The sequence below is a fragment of the Kocuria oxytropis genome (assembly GCF_040981195.1).
GTDB lineage: Bacteria > Actinomycetota > Actinomycetes > Actinomycetales > Micrococcaceae > Kocuria > Kocuria oxytropis.
On record NZ_JAVFXA010000007.1, the window covers coordinates 20,235 to 38,800 of the forward strand.

13 protein-coding genes are annotated in these 18,566 nt (G+C 73.8%); 6 read left to right on the forward strand and 7 right to left on the reverse strand.

Translation table 11 applies throughout. From position 1 onward, the window contains the following. Nucleotide 1: 1 nt before the first annotated feature. From QYM41_RS08745 to QYM41_RS08760, 4 genes are all read left to right on the forward strand, one after another. Entirely contained in the window at nt 2-1,507 is a 1,506-nt protein-coding gene (locus tag QYM41_RS08745; protein WP_368799360.1) for a tripartite tricarboxylate transporter permease, read from the forward strand. A 172-nt stretch (nt 1,508-1,679) separates the two neighbouring features. Beyond that, complete coding sequence (locus QYM41_RS08750; RefSeq protein ID WP_368799361.1) at nt 1,680-3,242, forward strand: high affinity choline transporter 1; 1,563 nt, start codon at nt 1,680-1,682, stop codon at nt 3,240-3,242. A gap of 248 nt (nt 3,243-3,490) precedes the next feature. After that, nucleotides 3,491-4,081, forward strand: coding sequence for an RNA polymerase sigma factor (locus QYM41_RS08755; protein ID WP_368799511.1), 591 nt, complete (start codon nt 3,491-3,493; stop codon nt 4,079-4,081). Further along, nucleotides 4,078-4,698, forward strand: coding sequence for a methylated-DNA--[protein]-cysteine S-methyltransferase (locus tag QYM41_RS08760; RefSeq protein WP_368799362.1), 621 nt, complete (start codon nt 4,078-4,080; stop codon nt 4,696-4,698). Before QYM41_RS08755 ends, QYM41_RS08760 begins: the two co-directional genes overlap by 4 nt. 350 nt (nt 4,699-5,048) lie before the next feature. Here QYM41_RS08760 and QYM41_RS08765 read toward each other — a convergent pair whose 3' ends face one another. The 5 genes from QYM41_RS08765 to QYM41_RS08785 are packed head-to-tail and all read right to left on the reverse strand — an operon-like array spanning nt 5,049 to nt 12,206. Beyond that, on the reverse strand, nt 5,049-5,489 hold the full coding sequence (locus QYM41_RS08765; RefSeq protein ID WP_368799363.1) for an allophanate hydrolase-related protein: 441 nt from the start codon (nt 5,487-5,489) through the stop codon (nt 5,049-5,051). After that, the gene (locus QYM41_RS08770) at nt 5,479-6,831 is read right to left on the reverse strand and encodes an allophanate hydrolase (protein ID WP_368799364.1); all 1,353 of its coding nucleotides are present in this window, start codon (nt 6,829-6,831) and stop codon (nt 5,479-5,481) included. The genes QYM41_RS08765 and QYM41_RS08770 overlap by 11 nt, the downstream gene beginning before the upstream one ends. Before the next feature lie 38 nt (nt 6,832-6,869). Continuing rightward, complete coding sequence (uca, locus tag QYM41_RS08775) at nt 6,870-10,619, reverse strand: urea carboxylase (protein WP_368799365.1); 3,750 nt, start codon at nt 10,617-10,619, stop codon at nt 6,870-6,872. A 2-nt stretch (nt 10,620-10,621) separates the two neighbouring features. Beyond that, nucleotides 10,622-11,311, reverse strand: a complete 690-nt coding sequence (locus tag QYM41_RS08780; protein ID WP_368799366.1) for an urea amidolyase associated protein UAAP2 — start codon at nt 11,309-11,311, stop codon at nt 10,622-10,624. Between the two features lie 43 nt (nt 11,312-11,354). Further along, nucleotides 11,355-12,206 (reverse strand): urea amidolyase associated protein UAAP1, encoded by an 852-nt coding sequence (locus tag QYM41_RS08785; protein ID WP_368799367.1) that lies wholly within the window; start codon nt 12,204-12,206, stop codon nt 11,355-11,357. Between the two features lie 143 nt (nt 12,207-12,349). Here QYM41_RS08785 and QYM41_RS08790 point away from each other — a divergent pair, with 143 nt between their 5' ends. Continuing rightward, complete coding sequence (locus tag QYM41_RS08790) at nt 12,350-13,015, forward strand: TetR/AcrR family transcriptional regulator (protein ID WP_368799368.1); 666 nt, start codon at nt 12,350-12,352, stop codon at nt 13,013-13,015. Nucleotides 13,016-13,115: 100 nt separating this feature from the next. Next, the gene (locus QYM41_RS08795; protein ID WP_368799369.1) at nt 13,116-14,900 is read left to right on the forward strand and encodes an N-acetylglutaminylglutamine amidotransferase; all 1,785 of its coding nucleotides are present in this window, start codon (nt 13,116-13,118) and stop codon (nt 14,898-14,900) included. Nucleotides 14,901-15,003: 103 nt separating this feature from the next. Here QYM41_RS08795 and QYM41_RS08800 read toward each other — a convergent pair whose 3' ends face one another. Together QYM41_RS08800 and QYM41_RS08805 are read right to left on the reverse strand one after the other, a co-directional pair. Beyond that, nucleotides 15,004-17,562 (reverse strand): MMPL family transporter, encoded by a 2,559-nt coding sequence (locus QYM41_RS08800; RefSeq protein ID WP_368799370.1) that lies wholly within the window; start codon nt 17,560-17,562, stop codon nt 15,004-15,006. Between the two features lie 162 nt (nt 17,563-17,724). Then, nucleotides 17,725-18,387 (reverse strand): TetR/AcrR family transcriptional regulator, encoded by a 663-nt coding sequence (locus QYM41_RS08805; protein WP_368799371.1) that lies wholly within the window; start codon nt 18,385-18,387, stop codon nt 17,725-17,727. Between the last annotated feature and the right edge of the window lie 179 nt (nt 18,388-18,566).

Genomic DNA, 18,566 nt, shown 5'->3' on the forward strand with positions numbered 1-18,566 from the left:
CATGGACGCACTCAATCTGTTGATGGACGGGTTCGCCGGCGCGCTGACCCCCATGAACCTGCTGTGGGTCGTGGTGGGCTGCCTCCTCGGCACCGCCGTGGGCGTGCTGCCCGGACTCGGCTCCTCCATGGCCGTGGCCCTGCTGCTGCCGATGACCTTCGCCCTGGACCCCACCGCGGCGTTCATCCTCTTCGCCGGCGTGTACTTCGGCGGCCTGTTCGGCGACTCGACCATGGCGATCCTGATGAACACCCCGGGGCAGGGGTCGGCGATCGCCTCCACGTTCGAGGGCCACAAGATGGCCAAGGACGGCCGGGCCCCGCAGGCGCTGGCCACCGCGGCGATCGGCGCGTTCATCGGCGGCATGGTCGCCTCCGTGGTCGTGGTCTTCCTCGCGCCCCGGCTCGCCGACTTCTCCGCGAACTTCGGTCCGGCCGAGTACTTCGCCCTGGCGCTGTTCGCCTTCGTGGCCACGTCCTCGGTGGTCTCCGACTCCGCGGTCAAGGGCCTGGCCTCCCTGGTCCTGGGCCTGGGCGTCGCCACCGTGGGCATCGACGCGATCTCCGGCTCGGAGCGCTTCACGTACGGCTCCCCCAACCTGTTCGACGGCGTCTCCCTGGTGACCGTCTCCGTCGCGGTCCTGGCCCTCGGCGAGGTCCTGCACGTGGCCTCCCGGATCCGCCGCAACCCGGCCGCCCACCAGATGAAGGTCACCGGGCGCCCGTTCCTCTCCCGGGCGGAGCTCAAGGAGGCCGCCCCGGCGTGGGCGCGCGGCACGGCGATCGGGCTGCCCTTCGGCGTGATCCCGGTGGGCGGCGCCGAGGTGCCGACCTTCATGTCCTACGACCTCGAGCGCCGCATCGACCGCCGCCGCCCCAACCCGATGTTCGGCAAGGGCGCGATCCGCGGCCTGGCCGCCCCCGAGGCCGCCGGCAACGCCACCACCGGCACCGCGATGGGTGCGCTGCTGGCCCTGGGCCTGCCGGTCTCGGCGACCGCGGCGATCATGCTCGCCGCCTTCCAGCAGTACGGCCTCCAGCCCGGCCCGCTGCTGTTCGACCGGGCGCCGGAGCTCGTGTGGGCGCTGCTGGCCAGCTTCTTCATCGCGATGGTCGTGCTGCTGGTCATCAACCTGCCCTTCGCCCAGCTGTGGGCGAAGCTGCTGCTGATCCCCAGCCAGTACCTCTACGCGGGGATCATGGTGTTCTGCGGGCTCGGCATCTACGCCACCTCGGGGGCGGTCTTCGACCTGCTGCTGCTGCTCGGACTGGGCGTGCTGGGCTTCATCATGCGCCGCCACGACGTGCCGGTGGCCCCGCTGCTGATCGGCATGGTGCTCGGCCCGCTGGCCGAGACCAGCATGCGCGACGCCCTGCTGTCCTCCAACGGCGACTACTCGATCTTCGTCACCGGTCCCATCCCGCTGGTGCTCTACGGCCTGCTGTTCATCGTGCTGGCCGTGACGGTGCGCAACAAGATCGTCCACCGCGCCCGCCGGGACGTGTAGTCCCGCTCCTGCTCCGCCTGCAGCGCCCCGCCCCGGGAGTCCCCGGGGCGGGGCGCTGCGGTTAAACACAGACGTTACGGAGGAGAAACCACCGCGCCGCACCTCCCGGACATGCTTTACCTGTCAGATGACAGGAACTCCGCTCGGGCGGAGCCCAGGCGGGGAGAAGCACATGATCATTCTCGGGGTCGGCATCACCGTGCTGGCGGTGCTCATCATCGGCGTACTCGTGGCGCGCAAGGTGGACGGCGACAGCACCAACTATCTCGTGGCCGGGCGACAGCTGGGGATGCCCCTGGTCGCGGTGTCCCTCACCGCGGCGGCCGTGGACTCGAACGCCACCGTGGGCAACACGGACCTCACCTCCGGGTACGGCTTCTGGGCCGGGGCCTCCCTGGCCATCGGCCTGGCCGTGTGCCTCCTGCTCGCCGGGCTGTTCCTCGCCAAGCCCATGAACCGGATGCGCCTGTTCACCCTCGGCGACTTCTTCCGGATCCGCTACGGGCGCACCACCGAGACGCTCGCCTCGGTGATCATGATCTTCGCCTTCACCTTCCTGCTGGCCGGCAATCTGGTGGCGTGCGGCTTCCTGCTGGAGTACTTCGCGAACGTCCCGTACTCGATCGGCGTGGTCGTGGCCAGCGCCCTGGTGCTCAGCTACACCCTGGCCGGCGGGCTGTTCTCGGACGCCTACACGGCGGTGCTGCAGACCGTGATCACCGTGGTCGCGGCCGTGGCGCTCATCGTGTGGGTCGGACTGACCTACGGCATCGTGATCCCGGAGGGGATGGGCCCGTTCGACCTCGAGCAGCTGACCTCGGCGGAGGCCGGGGCGCCGATCAACTGGGCCACCTTGGTGGCCCTCGGCATCGGCGACCTCGTGGCGATCGACTTCATGCAGCGGATCTTCGGGGCGAAGAGCCCCGCCGTGGCCCAGCGCTCGTGCTTCGTGGCCGCCGGCACCACCGCGGTCATCGGCACGGTCTTCGCCCTCGTGGCGCTGACCGCGTCCTCCGTCCTGGGGCTCTCGGCGGAGAACGGGCCGATCCTCTACACGCTGCTGGGCGAGTACGCTCCCCCGCTGCTGGCGGTCCTGGTGCTGTCCGGGATCGTGGCCGCATCCTTCTCCACGGCCTCGGGAGCCATCCTGGCCACCTCCGCGGTGACCGTGCGCAACGTCTTCAACGTCCGCCGCACCGAGATCACCGGAGCCCACGACCCCCTCCTGCGCTGGACGCGCCTGGCCATGCTGCCGGTGGTGCTCATCGGGATCCTGCTGGCCGTGCGGGTCAGCCAGACCGGGATCCTGCTGACACTGGCCTTCGACCTCATGCTCGCGAGCCTGTCGGCCTCGTTCATCCTCGGCACCTTCTGGCGGCGCCCCGGCGCCCGGGCCGCCCTGGCCGCGGCGGTGGTCGGCCTGACCAGCCGGCTGGTGCTCCTCGTGCTGACGCCCACGATCTACGGCGCCCCCAACGATCTCCTCCACATCGAGAACACCGTGGTCACCAGCGCCTTCGACGGCTGGGCCACGCTCCTGGCCGGCGCCCTGGGCTGGCTCACCTACGTCCTGGTCGGCCTGACGACGGCGCGCCCGCAGACCGAGACGGACACGCAGCGGCTCGAGCTGTACCGCCTCTACCGCGAGCAGACCCCCTCCGGGTTCACACCCCGCGTGCGCACGGCTCCGGCCGCTGCCCAGCCGGCCGACCCGCAGGTCCCGGCTGGGGTCTGAGACCCGGAACGGCGGCACGGCGGGGCCGGGGGTGCGAGGACCGCACCCCCGGCCCCGCCGTGCCGCTGTTCCTGCCTGCGCCCCGGTCCCTGTGTCCGGCTCCCTGTGTCCCGCGGTCCTGCGCTCCGTTCCCTGCACCCTGTGCCCTGTGCCCCGTGGTCCTGCGGCCCCGTGCCCCGTGCCCCAGGATGGGAATCATGTCCCCGCACCGACCTCACGTTCCCACCGGCGCCGCCGTCTACGGGGTGATGGAGACGAAAGAGCCTTTCGAGACGCTGGTGACCCGGCACGGCCCCGTGGTGTGGCGGGTCTGCCGGGCCGTGCTGAGCTCCTCCGCGGACGCCGAGGACGCGTGGTCGGAGACGTTCCTGGCCGCCCTGCGGGCGTATCCGGAGCTGCCGGCCACCGCGAACGTCCAGGCGTGGCTGGTCACGATCGCCCACCGCAAGGCGGTCGACGTGGTCCGGGCCCGGTCCCGGGCGGCGGTGCCCGTGGCGTCGGTGCCGGAACCGCCCGCGCACCAGGACGCCCCGCACGAGCACGACTCCCCGCTGTGGGCGGCCGTGGCGGCGCTGCCGCCCAAGCAACGCCGTGTGCTCGCCTACCGCCATCTCGGCGGGCTGCCCTACCGGCAGATCGCCGACCTGCTGGGCGGCACCCCGGAGGCCGCCCGCCGCGCCGCCGCCGACGGCCTGGCCGCGCTCCGCAGGACCCTCGCGGAGCACCCCGACGGGACCCGCTGGAGCACCGGGCCCCGCCCGCAGATCCACGCAGATTCCCACGCCGAGCCCACCTCCGGGGTCCGCCCGGGGCACGACCGGACAGGAGAGGACCGATGACCACGACACCGCACCACTCGCCCCTGAGCAGCCTCCGCGCCGGCGTCCCGGTGCCGGAGACGGTGCTGCGGCGTCTGCACCGTCGCCTGGAGGTCGAAGCCGCGGGCGCCGGAATCCTCGACGTCGCGTACACCACGGTCGGCACCCCGGTGGGTGTGCTGCTGCTGGCGGCCACGGAGCAGGGCCTGGTCCGGGTGGCCTACGCCCGCGAGGACCACGAGCAGGTCCTCGCGGACCTGGCCCGCCGGGTCAGCCCCCGGGTGCTGCAGGCCCCGGACCGTCTGGCACCGGCCGTGCAGCAGCTCGAGGAGTACTTCGCCGGGGCCCGCACCCGGTTCGACCTGCCCCTGGACCGCTCGCTCTCGCACGGTTTCCGGAGGCTGGTCCAGGAGCACCTGCCCGGGATCGGCTACGGCACCACGCAGAGCTACGGTGCGGTGGCCCGATCGGTCGGGCGACCGCAGGCCGTCCGGGCTGTGGGCACGGCCTGTGCCACGAACCCGTTGCCGGTGGTCGTCCCGTGCCATCGCGTGCTGCGCAGCGACGGCGGACTGGGCGGGTACGTCGGCGGCCTGGAGGCCAAGACGGCGCTGCTCGATCTGGAGGCGGCCGCCTGAGGGCAGCCGGGCGGGACGGCGCACCAGCACGGCCGGACACCCGGTGACCGAGAGGGCCGGGTGCCCGGTGACCGACCCGGCTCACCGAGCACATCTACTCGACATATGTCAGCATCGGCATATCCGCGAGGGGGCGGGATCAGCGGTTCTCGCACGGCAGCGGCAGCACCTGGGACGTGGGCGTCAGCAGCACGTCCCACCGGTCGGAGAACGTGCGCACCACCCCGTGCAGGCGGGTGCGCGCGCAGGCGGCCTCCAGGAGCTGCCGGCGGTCGGTGCGATGCCCCGCCGGGCAGGACCCCGCACGCCGGGACGGGCGGGACGACCCAGGCGGACCGGGTTCCGCACGGTCAGGACACGGCCTCCCGGTAGGCGGCCCAGCCGCCGTGGCCGGTGATGTCCTCGGCGCCCTCCAGGGCGAAGGGCTCCACCAGGAAACCGGGCAGCTCCCGCCCGTCGGCGAGCTCGACCCGCCCGATGGCCATGGGCGCGGGCAGCCCGGCGACGAACGTGCCGAACGCAGCGGCGTCCAGCGCCCAGACCTCCACGGCGAGGGCCGCGCCGCGGTCCGGGACGCGCACCACCCCCGGCTTGGCGGGCACGGTGTCCAGGGCGACCATCCGGTAGGCGGCGGCCGTGCGGGTGGCCTCCACGAAACGGGCGTCCAGCGCGAGCAGCTGCGGGTTCAGCGGCTGTCCGCGCAGGTGCGCCCCGGCGACCACGAGCAGGACCTCCGCGGCGCCGGCAGCCGCGCCCGGGGTGGACGGCGGGGTGCAGGGCTCAGCGCTCATCGAAGCCTCCCTCCCGGGCCACGTCCACGAGCCGGTCGTCCTGGAAGGTGTCCCCCACCAGCTGCACGCCGAAGGGGAGGCCGTCCACCCGTCCGGCCGGGACGGCGAGCGCGCAGAGGTCGAGCAGGTTCACGAAGTTGGTGAAGCGGCCCATGCGACTGTTGGTGCCCACGGGATCGGCCGCGACCTCCGCGAGGGTGGGGTGGAACGTGGTGGTGGGCAGCACCAGGGCGTCGAGCGAGCCGAACACCTCCCGGGCTCGCCGGGCGCAGCGGTCGAGGAGGTCCTGGTCGGCGAAGACCCGGTGGGCGGGGATCCGCGCCGCGGCGCGGACGATCCGCCCCACCGTGGGGTCCACGTCCTGCGGGTGGGCGTCCACGAACGCGCCCACGGCCGTCCAGCGCTCGGCGACGAACGCGCCGTCGTAGAGCAGGGCCGCGGCCGCCAGGAATGGTTCGATGTCCACCGGCACGGTCCGGAAGCCCCGCTCCGCGAGCTGCCGGACGGCGGCGGCGTAGGCCTCGGCCCAGCCGGGGGCGAGCTCCCCGAGCTGCTCCGGCGCGGCGAACCCGACGACGCGGTCCAGCCGGGCCGGACGGGTCGCGGCGGCCGGGCGGGAGCGGGGGTCGCCCTCGTCGGTCCCGGCCATGACGTCCGCCGCGAGCCGGGCGAGGCACAGATCGCGGGCCATGGTGGTCACCACGTCCTGGCTCCGGCACGCGGGCACCACCCCGGTGGAGGGCACGGTGCCCTTGGTGGGCTTGACCCCGTACAGACCGTGCAGGGCGGCCGGCACCCGTCCGGACCCGGCGGTGTCGGTGCCCAGGGCGAAGTCCGCGACGCCGAGGGCCACGGCCACCCCCGAGCCGCTGGAGGACCCGCCGGAGATCCGGGCGGGGTCCTCCGCGTGCCGGACCGCGCCGTACGGGCTGCGGGTGCCGACCAGGCCGGTGGCGAACTGGTCGAGGTTGGTGCTGCCCAGCACCACCGCGCCCGCCTCCTTGAGCCGGCGGACGACGACGGCGTCGCGCTCCGGCTCGTGGCCGAAGGCGGGGCACGCCGCGGTGGTCGGCAGACCGGCCACGTCGATGTTGTTCTTCACCGCGAACAGGGTCCCGGCCAGCGGCAGGTGCGCGCCGGCGGCCCGGGCGGCGAGTGCCCGGGCGACGTCCTCGGCCACGTCCCGCTGGGGGCGCAGGCCGATCCAGACCTCCGGCCGGTCCGCCTCCTCGATCAGGCGGTAGCGCCGCGCCACGAGCTCGTGGGCGGCGCTCTCGGGCGCGCCCGGGTCCGGGCACCCCGCCGGGGCCGGCGGGGCTGCGGTCTCTGCTGTCGTGGTCATGCGTGCTCTCCTCGTGCTGGTGGGATCCGGGACGCCGCTCAGACGGTCTCGGCGGCCGGCACCGGCACGGTGGGTGCGGTGCCGGCAGGTGCCGTGTCGGTGCGTGCGGTGCCGGCGGACGCCGTGTCGGTGTGTGCGGTGCCGGCAAGTGCCGCGGCGGTCTGTGCAGCGGTGCCCGGTGCAGGGGCGTCCGGTGCAGCGGCGGCCGTGCGGATGACGGCCAGGACGGCGCCGGGACCCACGTGCGCCCCGGGTTCGACCACGACGCAGTGCACCACCCCGTCCGCGGGGGCCGTCACGGGGGCCTCCATCTTCATGGCCTCGACCGCCATCAGGGTCTGGCCCTCCCGGACGGCCTCGCCCACCCGGACGTCCACGCGGAAGACGTTGGCGGCGAACTGCGCCTCGACGCCCTCGCAGCCGTCGGGGATCTCCACGGCGACGTCGGCCTCCGGGGTCACCTCCGCGAGGGCGGCGACCCGCTCGAACTCGCCCGCCTCCTCCCACGCCCGGCGCTCGTCGTCGAAGGCCGCCGTGCGGCGGGCCTCGAAGGCGTCGATGTCCTCCCGGTGCTCGGCGAGGAAGGCCTGGTACTCGGCCATGGAGAACTCGCCCTCCTCGATCCGCAGGGGGAGCCGGCCCGCGGCCATGTCCGCGCGCATCTCCGCGAGCTCCTCGGAGGACACCGGGTACCACTTGATCCGGTCGAAGAACCGGAGCAGCCACGGGGTGCCCTCCTCGTAGGGACCGCGCTGCCGGTGGGTGGACCACACCTGGGTGGTCCGGCCCACGAACTGGTAGCCGCCGGGGCCCTCCATGCCGTAGACGCACAGGTACGCCCCGCCGATGCCCACGGCGTTCTGCGGGGTCCAGGTCCGGGCCGGGTTGTACTTGGTGGTGACCAGCCGGTGCCGGGGGTCCACCGGGGTGGCCACCGGGGCGCCCAGGTAGACGTCGCCCAGCCCCAGGACCAGGTACTCCGCTTCGAAGAGCACGGAGCGGACGTCCTCGACGGAGTCCAGGCCGTTGATCCGGCGGATGAACTCGATGTTCCAGGGGCACCACGGGGCGTCGTCGCGCACGCCCTTCTCGTAGCGCCGGATGGCCTCCCGGGTGGCGGGGTCGTCCCAGGACAGCGGCAGGTGCACGGTGCGGCTGGGCAGCCGCAGGTCGTGCGTGGGCGGCAGCCCGGCGTCGAGGACGAGCACGCGCTCGAGCACCTCGTCCAGACCGAGCCGGTCCGGGTCGAGGTGGACCTGCAGGGACCGGATGCCCGGGGTCAGCTCCAGGACGCCGCTCAGCGCCCCGTCGTCGACCTGCTGCTGCAGGGCCCGGCGCAGCGCCTCGATCCGCATCCGGGAGGCGATGTCCAGCGTCATCTCGCCGTACTCGACCAGCACGTTGGAGTCGCCGCTGCGCCGCACGGTCAGGGCGGGCCGGTCCGGGGTCGCGGGCACGGAGGTCACCACGCCGCCGTCGACCACGGCGTCCCGGCCCGGGGCCACCCGGGCCCGCGGGTCACGGCGGAGCTCCGCGGCCTGGGCCTGGGTGATGGGCACGAAGCGCACCCGGTCCCCGGCGCGCAGTTGGCCCAGCTTCCACTTCTGTCCCTCGGCCACCGTGGCCGGGCACGTGAACCCGCCCAGGCTGGGCCCGTCCGGGCCCAGCAGGATGGGCATGTCGCCGGTGTAGTCCACCGCGCCCACGGCGTAGGGGGTGTCGTGGATGTTGGAGGGGTGCAGCCCGGCCTCGCCGCCGTCACGGCGGGCCCAGCGGGGCTTGGGGCCCACCAGGCGCACGCCGGTGCGGTCGGAGTTGAAGTGCACCTCCCAGTCGGCGGCGTAGAAATCCTCCATGTCGGCCACGGTGAAGAATTCGGGGGCGGCGTGCGGGCCCTCCAGGACGCCCACCTCCCAGAAGGTGCCGACGTGCGGTCGCTCGGCCGGCGGGACGTCGGCGACCTCGTGCGGCACGGCCGGGGTGTTGATCCCCAGGACGTCGCCGGGGGCGAGGGCACGGCCGGCGGCGCCGCCGATCTCGCCCTGCACGAAGGTCGCGGCGGAGCCCAGCACCAGCGGGACGTCCAGCCCGCCCTCCACGAGCAGGTAGGCGCGCATGCCCTGCTCGGCGCGGCCGATCGCCAGGACGTCCCCGGCGGCCAGCTCGAGCACGGCCCACTGCGCCACGGGCTCCCGGTTCACCAGGACCTCGACGGGGGCGCCGGTGACCATGACCCGGGCGGGCGTGTGGAAGCGCAGGGTCGGCCCGGCCGCCGTGACCTCGAGGCCCGCGGCGCGCTCGGGGTTGCCCAGCGCCTCGTTGCCCAGCCGGAAGGACAGCTCGTCCATGGGGCCCGACGGCGGGATGCCCACCGGCCAGTACCCGATCCGTCCCGGCCGGTCCTGGACGGTGGTGAGCAGCCCGGACCGAAGCACCTCGAGGCGCGGCTGGGCGCTGCGCACGCCCTCCAGCGTGGCGGTGGAGTGCCGCACCTCCCGCACCGCGGGCAGCTGCGGGATCGCCCGCAGCACGCCCAGGTTGGTGGCCACGCCGTGCACGCGGGCCTGCTCGAGCGCGGCTCCCAGCCGCTCCCACGCCTGCTCCCGGTCCGCGCCGTGGGCGACGAACTTGCTCAGCAGGGGGTCGTAGAAGGCGCTGACCTCGGTGCCGACCTCGATCCAGGAGTCCACCCGGATCCCGTCGGGGACCACCAGCCCGGTGACGGTGCCCGCGCTGGGCAGGTTGTCCAGGTCGGTGTTCTCCGCGTACACCCGGGCCTCCACGGCGGCGCCGCGGGCGGTGAGCCCGGTGCCCATCATGGTGTCGTCGCCGCCGGCCAGGCGCAGCATCCACGCCACGAGGTCGACGCCGTAGACGGCCTCGGTGACCGGGTGCTCGACCTGCAGGCGGGTGTTGACCTCCAGGAAGGCGGCCTCCTGGCGCACGGGGTCGTAGATGAACTCGACGGTCCCGGCGGAGCGGTAGGCCACGGACGCGCAGAGCCGCCGGGCGGCGTCGTGGATCGTGGCGCGCACGGAGGGGGACAGGTCGGGGGCCGGGGCCTCCTCGACCACCTTCTGGTGGCGGCGCTGGAGGGTGCAGTCGCGGTCACCGACCACGAGGACGTCGCCGCGGCCGTCGCCGAAGACCTGCACCTCGACGTGCCGGGCCCGGTCCACGAGGCGTTCCAGGAAGACCCCGGCGGAGGAGAAGTTCGCCCCGGCCACGCGCCGGACGGACTCCCACGCCCCGCGCAGCTCCCCGGCGTCGCGGCACTCCTGCATGCCGATCCCGCCGCCGCCGGCGGTGGCCTTGAGCATCACCGGCCAGCCGATCCGCTCGGCCTGCGCGAGGGCGTCCTCGAGCGAGTCGAGCAGCCCCGTGCCGGCGAGCAGGGGCACCTCGGCGGCCACGGCGGCCTCGCGCGCGGTGTGCTTGGACCCGAAGATCCGCAGCTGCTCACCGGTGGGGCCCACGAAGGCGATGCCGGCCGCCTCGCAGGCCTCGGCGAAGTCGGTGTTCTCGGAGAGGAAGCCGTAGCCGGGGTGGATCGCCCCGGCCCCGGTGCGCCGGGCCGCGGTGATGATCCTGCCGATGTCCAGGTAGCTCTGCGCGGCGGGCGAGGCCCCGAGGTGCACGGCCTCGTCGGCGGCCGCGACGTGGAGGGCGCCGCGGTCGGCGTCGGAGTACACGGCCACGGCCCGCAGCCCGAGGGCCTGGACGGAGCGGATGATGCGCACGGCGATCTCGCCGCGGTTGGCCACGAGGACGGTGTCGAAGGCGCTCATGCTCACGCCTCCTGCCCGGCCGCGGCCGCCGTGCCGGCGGAGACGATCATCTCGGCGCGGGAGGGGTCGAAGCCGTTGCACGGGTTGTTGATCTGCGGGCAGTTCGAGACGACCACGAGCACGTCCCGCTCCGCTCGCAGGCTCACCGACAGCCCCGGGGCGGAGATCCCGTCCACGATCCCGAGCGCACCGTCGGGGTCCACCGGGACGTTCATAAACCAGTTGACGTTGGAGACCTGGTCCCGCTTGCCCATGCCGTACCGGGAGAGCTCGGCCAGGAAGTTGTCGGCGCACCCGTGCTGGGACCAGGTGTGGTGGCCGTAGCGCAGGGTGTTGGACTCCTTGGAGCAGGCGCCGCCGAGGGTGTCGTGGCGCTCCACGTCCGTGCCGACGACGGTCATGAGCGGGTCGTGCTCGCTGCTGCGCAGCACCGACCCGGCGCTCAGGTAGACGCTGTCCTGGCCCTGCAGGGTGGCCTGGGCACTGTAGGCCCGGGCGGTGTCCACGGCGTCGTAGACCAGGAAGTCGACGGCCTGGTTGCCGTCCACGTCCACGATGGTCAGCACCTGGCCGGCCCTCAGGACGGCGGACCAGGGGGCGAGCGGGGCCACGGTCTCGCGGCGCAGCTCGGGGCCGAACCGGGACGTGGGGGTTCCGGTGGCCGGGGCGGTGGTGGTGGTGGGAGCAGTCATGGCGGGGTTCCTCGTTCTCGTCGCTGTTCTCGTCGCGCGGGGCTCAGGCCAGGCCGCGGGCGCGGAGGTACTCGGCGGTGTTCTGGTAGGCGCGGCGGCGCTCGGGGGCGGAGTTCCAGGCGGGGGCCTCGGGCGTGGTGGGCCGGGCGCGCCAGGCGACCACGTCGAGCGGTGTGCTGACGTACTCCTCGCGCGGGTCCAGCGGGTGGGCGGCGTTGGCGATCAGCAGCACGCACGGCATCTCGGTGACGAGCGTCAGGGCGGCGCCCGCCCCGGCGGAGCCCGTGAAGACCGGGTGCCCGGAGGGGGTGATCTCGACGCCCTGGAAGAAGGAGACGCAGGGCGGGACGTCCCGGCGGGAAAGACCGTGCTTGGCGCCGGCGAGGACCAGCAGCTCGCGCCCGGCGGGGCTGGGTCCCTGCGGCTGACCGTCCCCGTAGCGCTCCTCGTTGCGCGCCCGGGAGCTGGCGCCGTAGAGGGCGTCGTGGCGGCCCGAGCCGTCCTCGACCACCGTGGCCATCGCCCGGCCCTGGTCGGAGAGCAGGACCTGGCCCGCGCCGGTGCGGACCTGCCACTGGATCTTCATGGTGTCGGCCACGTTGAGCCGCTCGAAGGTCTCGAAGGCGTTGTAGAGCAGCACCGACGCGCAAGCGTCACCCCGCACATCGGTGAGACGGACGGCGGTCCCGCGGTCCAGGACCTTGTGCGTGTAGTTGCCGCCGGCCACGCGCTCGGCCCACACGAGGTCCTGCGGGGCCACCCGCGCCGGGGCCGCGGTGCTGGTCGTGGCCGGGACGGTGGGCGCGCACTCGACCGCGGTGCCCTCCTGGGCCCGGGCGTGGGCGCGGGCTCCGGCGGTGGTCCCCGTCGAGGACGTGGTCTGGGTGTCGGTCATGGCCGGCTCCTTCGGGACGAAAGTCTTTTCTGTCGCTTGACAGATATGCAATCAGGCCCGGATTTCGCGCGGGTTCGGCGTCCGTTTCGGCTGTGTAACTCCGCCCCGCGGCAGCGCTCCCCGGGCTTGGTAGGTTCGGAGCCGTGACGAAGAGCCGAGGACGCCCCCGCAAGAGCACCACCTCCCCCACGGGGCGCGGCGCCGAGCAGGACATCCTCCACGCCGCCGGGGACCTGTTCGTGCGCCACGGCTTCGCCCGCACGAGCACCCGGGCCGTCGCCGAGGCCGCCGGCCTGCAGCAGGCCAGCGTCTACCACTGGTTCCGTTCCAAGGAGGACGTCCTGCTGCGCCTGGTGCTCGGCACCGTGCTGCCCTCCCGCCGGCTCGCCGAGCGGCTGCTCGAGGCGGACGCCCCGGGCCACGTGACGCTCTGGGCCCTGTGCTTCGCGGACACCCGCCTGCTCGTCGAGGACCCCCAGAACCTCGGGGCGCTGTACTTCTCGCCGGAGCTGCGCGGGACGGGCTTCGAGGAGTTCCACGAGAACCGGGACGCGCTCGAGCGGATCTACGGGACGCTGCTGGAACGCGCGAGCGGCCACCCCGCCACGGCCTTCGAGGCCGCCGTGGTGATGGGCCTCGTGGAGAACGTCATCCTCCAGCGGCAGCGGGCGGAGCCCCGGCTGCCCGAGGACGCGCCGGCCCGAATCGCGGACGCGGCGCTGCGGCTGGCGGGAGCGGGCGACCGGGTGACGGAGCGGACCCGCACCCTGGCCCTGGAGCTGCTGGAGCACCTCGCCCCGCCGGAGTGACCGGCCGCCGGGGACCGAACCCGTAGCATGGGAGGATGCTCTCGCGCCACGGATCTCCGGTCCCGACCAGCCCTGCGCCCCGGAGCGGAGGTGAGCGCTGATGTGCGGCATCGCCGGTGAGGTCCGGTTCGACGGCGCCGCCGCGGACCCGGGCACGATCCACCGCATGACGTGCGCCCAGGCCGGGCGAGGCCCGGACGGATCCGGCGCCTGGGCCCAGGGCCCGGTGGCCATGGGCCACTGCCGGCTGAAGATCGTGGACCTGAGCCCGTCCGGCGGTCAGCCGATGGTCGACTCCCGGCTGGGGCTGTCGATCGTGTTCAACGGCATGATCTACAACTACCGGCAGCTGCGCGAGGAGCTGCGCGGGATGGGCTACGAGTTCTTCTCCACCTCGGACACCGAGGTGGCCCTGAAGGCCTACCACCGCTGGGGCCGGGAGTGCGTCTACCACTTCCACGGGATGTTCGCGTTCGCGATCACCGAGCACACGAGCGGGCGAACGGTCCTGGCCCGGGACCGGCTGGGCATCAAGCCGCTCTACGTGGACCACACCGGCGCGCGGCTGCGGTTCGCGTCCACGGTGCAGTCGCTGCTGGCGGCCGGGGACGTCGACACCTCGATCGACCGCACCGCCCTGTCCTACTACCTCACCTTCCACTCGGTGGTCCCGGCACCGCGCACGATCCTCAAGGGCGTGCGGAAGCTGCCGCCGGCCACCGTGCGCACGGTCGAGCCCGACGGCTCGGCCTCGGACCACGAGTACTGGAACCCGCAGTTCACCCGCGACGAGGACCGTTCGGGATGGTCCGAGCAGGACTGGCAGGACGGGCTCGTGGAGAAGCTGCGCACCGCCGTGAAGCGGCGCATGGTGGCGGACGTGCCGGTGGGCGTGCTGCTGTCCGGCGGGATCGACTCGAGCCTCGTCGTCGCCCTGCTCGCGGAGAGCGGGCAGGAGGACCTGCAGACCTTCAGCATCGGCTTCGAGTCCCGGGGCGAGGAGTCCGGGGACGAGTTCGAGTTCTCGTCCCTCGTGGCCCGCCGCTTCGGCACCGAGCACCACCAGATCGCGATCGACGACGCCCGCCTGGTCCCGGCGATCGACCGGACCGTCGCCGCGATGAGCGAGCCCATGATCAGCCACGACTGCGTGGCGTTCTACCTGCTCAGCGAGGAGGTCTCGAAGCACGTCAAGGTGGTGCAGTCCGGTCAGGGCGCCGACGAGGTGCTCGGCGGCTACCACTGGTACCCGCCGCTGGCCGACGTCGCGCGCGACGACGCCCGGCAGACGTACTCCGAGTCCTTCTTCGACCGCCCGTGGTCCCGGCTCGCGAAGGTCCTCTCCCCCGACTGGATGGCCACCCACGACGCGCCCACGGCGTTCATCGAGCGCCACTTCGGCCGCCCCGGCGCGGAGACCGCCGTGGACGCCGCCCTGCGCACCGACTCCACGGTCATGCTCGTGGACGACCCCGTGAAGCGCGTCGACAACATGACCATGGCCTGGGGCCTGGAGGCCCGGGTGCCGTTCCTCGACCACGAGCTCGTCGAGTTCGCCGGGCGCATCCCGCCGGAGCTCAAGCTCGCCGACGGCGGCAAGGGCGTGCTCAAGCGCGCGGCCCGCGGCATCGTCCCGGACGAGGTGATCGACCGGAAGAAGGGCTACTTCCCCGTCCCGGCGATCCGCACCCTCGAGGGCGGGACCCTGGACCGGGTCGAGGCGGCCCTGACCGACCCGGCGGCGGTGCAGCGCGGGCTCTACAACTCGGAGGTCGTGGAGACCCTGCTGGCGGACCCGAACCGGCACCACACGCCGCTGCGCTCCAACGTGCTGTGGCAGCTGGGCCTGCTGGAGATGTGGCTGCAGGAGAACGGCATCTCCTGAGGCCACCACGCCGGCACCACGACGACGGCGCGCCCCTCCCCGTTGCGGGGAGGGGCGCGCCGCTGTCACCGGGGTGTCCCGGCGCCGGGTCAGCCGCGCCGGGTCAGTCGCGCCGGCCGGCGCCGACCAGCTCGTGCTCGGCCTCCGGGTCCGGCGCGGCGTCCCCCCAGCCGCTCGGACCGGCCGCGGCGGCCGGGTCGGCCGGCGCGGGCGTGCGCTCGCGGCGCAGGGATTCGCCCTCCACGTCCACGTTCGGCAGGATCCGGTCCAGCCCGCGGGGCAGCCACCAGGCCCTGTCCCCGAGCAGGTGCATGACGGCGGGGATGAGCATCATGCGCACCACGAAGGCGTCGACGAGCACGCCGAAGGCGAGGCCGAAGCCCAGGGGCCGGATCATCGCCATGTGGGAGAAGACGAACCCGGCGAACACGGAGATCATGATGATCGCCGCGGCGGTGACCACGGCCCGGCCGGCCCGGAGGCCCTCCTGCACGGCGGCCCGCGCGGAGCGACCGTGCACATAGGCCTCGCGCATCCCCGAGACCAGGAACAGCTGGTAGTCCATGGCCAGGCCGAACAGCACGCCCACGAGGAGCGTGGGCAGGAAGCTGAGCACCGGGCCGGGCGCGTGCACGCCCAGGAGTCCCCCCAGCCAGCCCCACTGGTAGATCGCCACCACGGCGCCCAGGGCGGCGAAGAGGGAGAGCATGAACCCGGCGGTCGCCACGACCGGCACGAGGACGGAGCGGAAGACGAGCACCAGCAGCACCAGGGACAGCCCGATCACCACGGTGAGGTACAGCGGCAGGGCGTCCGCCAGCAGCTGGGACACGTCGATGTTGCCGCCGGTCTGGCCGGTGACGCCGATACCCACCCCGTACTCGTCCTCCAGGGCCGGGGACAGGGCGCGCAGGTCGTCGACGAGCTGCTCGGTGGACTCGGCGGCGGGTCCGTCCACGGGCACCACCTGGAACGCGGCGGTCCGGCGGTCCTCCGAGAGCCCGGCCGGGACCACGGAGACGACGTCGTCGTGCGCCATGAGCTCCTCGCCCACGGTGAGCTGCAGCTCGGCGGCCTCGGAGGCGTCCGTGCCCTCCGGCAGGTCGGCGACCACGAGCAGGGGGCCGTTGGCGCCGGCGCCGAACTTCTCGTCGAGCAGCTGGTAGGTGCGGTACTGGGTGGAGTCCTCGGGCTCGGACGAGGCGTCGGGCAGGCCCAGGCGCATCGAGGCGGCGGGCAGGGCGACGACGACGAGCGCGAGCACGCCGATCACGAGGGTCAGCACCGGGTGACGGGTGGCCACGCCGGGCCGGGGCTCCCCGAGGTGGGCCGGCCGGCGGGCCGCCCGGGTCCGGGCACGGGCGGGGAGCAGCCGTTCGCCCAGCAGGGAGAGCAGCGCCGGGGTGAGGGTCACGGCGATCAGCACGGCCACGGCCACGCAGACCGCCGCCGCGGTGCCCATGACGCCCAGGAAGGGGATGCCGGTGACGTTGAGCGCGGCCAGGGCGATGATGACGGTCAGCCCCGCGAAGACCACGGCGTTGCCGGAGGTCCCGGTGGCCAGGCCGATGGACTCGTGCAGCTCCGTGCCGGCCAGCAGCTGCTGGCGATGGCGGTGGAGGAGGAACAGCGAGTAGTCGATGCCCACGGCCAGGCCGAGCATGACGCCCAGCATCGGGGTCACCGACATCATGTCCAGCACCCCGGAGAAGGACAGCACGCCCAGGGCGCCGACGGACACCCCGGTGAGCGCCATCAGCAGGGGCAGCCCGGCGGCCACGAGGGTGCCGAGCATGACCAGCAGCACGATGCCGGCGACGACCACGCCGATGACCTCGGCGGGACCGATGACCTGGGAGATGTCCTGGGCGATCTCCAGGGAGTACTCGGTCTGCACGCCCTCGATCGGCGTGCCGTCCACGGCGGCCTGCAGGGCCTCCTTCTCCTCGGCGCTGACGGCCTCCTGCTCGGCGGTGAAGGTCACCACGGCCATGGCCGTGGTCCCGTCCGCGGAGACCGTGCGGGTCTCCGCGGCCAGGGCGAGCATGCGCTCGCCGCGCTCGAGCTCGGGCAGCCCGGCGGCCAGCTGCTCGCGGTTGCGCTCGAGCTCGGCGCGGCCGTCGTCGAGGGCCTCCTGGCGGGCGTCGAGCTCGTCCAGGACCCGGTCGGGGGCGTCGGCCCGCTCGGCCTGCTCCCGGGCGTCGTCGAGCCTCTGCTGGTTCTCGTCGAGCGTCTCCTCGGCGACGGCGAGCCGGTCGCGGCCGTCGGCCGCCTGCTCGCGGGCATCCGCGAGCTGCTGCTCCTGCTCCTCGCGCTCGTCCTGCGCGGCGAAGGGGTCCAGGACGGCGTCGACGCCCGGGGAGGCCTCCGCGGCGGCGAGCGCCTCGCCGATCCGCTCGCGCTGGTCGGCCGTGAACGGCTCGCCGCTCTCGGTCCGGAACACGATCCGGCCGGTGCCGTGGCCGGCGTCGGGCAGCTCGTCCCGGAGCTGGTCGGCGAGCCGCTGGGTCTCGGTGCCGGGAACGGTGATCGCGTTGGTCAGCTGACCGCCGAAGGCCGCGAAGGCGCCGCCGGCGAGGAGCAGGACCGCCGCCCAGGCCGCGACCACGGTCCAGGCGCGGCGGGCGGCGAAGCGCCCGAGTCGGTACAGCAGATGTGCCATGTCTCTTCTCTGTCGTTCGTGCCCGGGACGCCGCGTCAGGAGCGTCGTGCCGGGCGGGTCGTGTCCGGAACGCCGCGTCAGGAGCGTCGTGCTGGGCGCGTCGTTGCCGGGGGTGGGTCGAGCGCGGGCCGCCGTGCCGGGAGCGCGGGCCGCGCGTGCGGGTCAGTCGGCGAACCCGTGGCGCAGGCGGTCCACGGCGGTGCGCAGCAGCCGGTGCCAGGTCATCCGGCTGTCGGGGGTGTCGACCGCGCCGGTCTCCTCGGCCCACCGCTCGAAGGCCACGGCCAGGCCGTGCAGCAGCAGGCTCGCGAGCAGGTCCACCGTGAAGGGGGACGCGCCCGGGACACGGTGGGTGATCTCGGACACCAGCCGGGCGGTGAGGGTCTGGAACACCTCGTGCGCCCACACCGCGGTGGTGGGACTGCCCTCGCTGGCGCCCATGAGATGGGCGATGTGGCACATGGCGGGCACGAGCTCGGTGCGCTCGATGACGTCGGCCAGCTGCTCGAGGACGGCCCCGGGACTCGGGTGCACGGGCGGCGGGGTGGCCTCCACCACGCGCGCGAAGTTGTCGACGAACACCCCGAGCAGCTCGGTGAAGCGCGCGTAGACGGCGTCGTCCGCGGAGGCGAAGTGGTTGAAGATCGTACGCCGGGAGACCCCGGCCCGTTCGGCGAGGTCGTTGACGGTGAAGCGGCCCACTCCCCGCTCCGCGGCGAGGGCCGCGGCGGCGTCGATGATGGCGCGGCGGTTGTGGTACTTCACGGCCTCCCGCCGGTCCTCCGGGGGGCGGTCCTGATGCGGTTCGGCGGGCAGAGTCGTCACATCCCGTGACACTAGGTGCAACAGTGCACTAAGTGCAACATTGCACACCGTGCAGTCGGTTACCTCAGAGCGCGCCCCGGTCAGCAGCAGGGGCGTCCTGCGCCCAGGTCAGGCGGGCGAGGCGGGAGGCGAGGCGGAGGGATGCCGTGGACGGGCGCGGCGGGCCGGGCGCGGAGGGG

What these genes read in the sequence shown, in the direction of transcription:
- uca (WP_368799365.1), bottom strand. Translation starts at nt 10,619, where the DNA reads ATGAGCGCCTTCGACACCGTCCTCGTGGCCAACCGCGGCGAGATCGCC.
- QYM41_RS08770 (WP_368799364.1), bottom strand. Translation starts at nt 6,831, where the DNA reads ATGACCACGACAGCAGAGACCGCAGCCCCGCCGGCCCCGGCGGGGTGC.
- QYM41_RS08800 (WP_368799370.1), bottom strand. Translation starts at nt 17,562, where the DNA reads ATGGCACATCTGCTGTACCGACTCGGGCGCTTCGCCGCCCGCCGCGCC.
- QYM41_RS08765 (WP_368799363.1), bottom strand. Translation starts at nt 5,489, where the DNA reads ATGAGCGCTGAGCCCTGCACCCCGCCGTCCACCCCGGGCGCGGCTGCC.
- QYM41_RS08780 (WP_368799366.1), bottom strand. Translation starts at nt 11,311, where the DNA reads ATGACTGCTCCCACCACCACCACCGCCCCGGCCACCGGAACCCCCACG.
- QYM41_RS08785 (WP_368799367.1), bottom strand. Translation starts at nt 12,206, where the DNA reads ATGACCGACACCCAGACCACGTCCTCGACGGGGACCACCGCCGGAGCC.
- QYM41_RS08750 (WP_368799361.1), top strand. Translation starts at nt 1,680, where the DNA reads ATGATCATTCTCGGGGTCGGCATCACCGTGCTGGCGGTGCTCATCATC.
- QYM41_RS08795 (WP_368799369.1), top strand. Translation starts at nt 13,116, where the DNA reads ATGTGCGGCATCGCCGGTGAGGTCCGGTTCGACGGCGCCGCCGCGGAC.
- QYM41_RS08745 (WP_368799360.1), top strand. Translation starts at nt 2, where the DNA reads ATGGACGCACTCAATCTGTTGATGGACGGGTTCGCCGGCGCGCTGACC.
- QYM41_RS08760 (WP_368799362.1), top strand. Translation starts at nt 4,078, where the DNA reads ATGACCACGACACCGCACCACTCGCCCCTGAGCAGCCTCCGCGCCGGC.
- QYM41_RS08755 (WP_368799511.1), top strand. Translation starts at nt 3,491, where the DNA reads ATGGAGACGAAAGAGCCTTTCGAGACGCTGGTGACCCGGCACGGCCCC.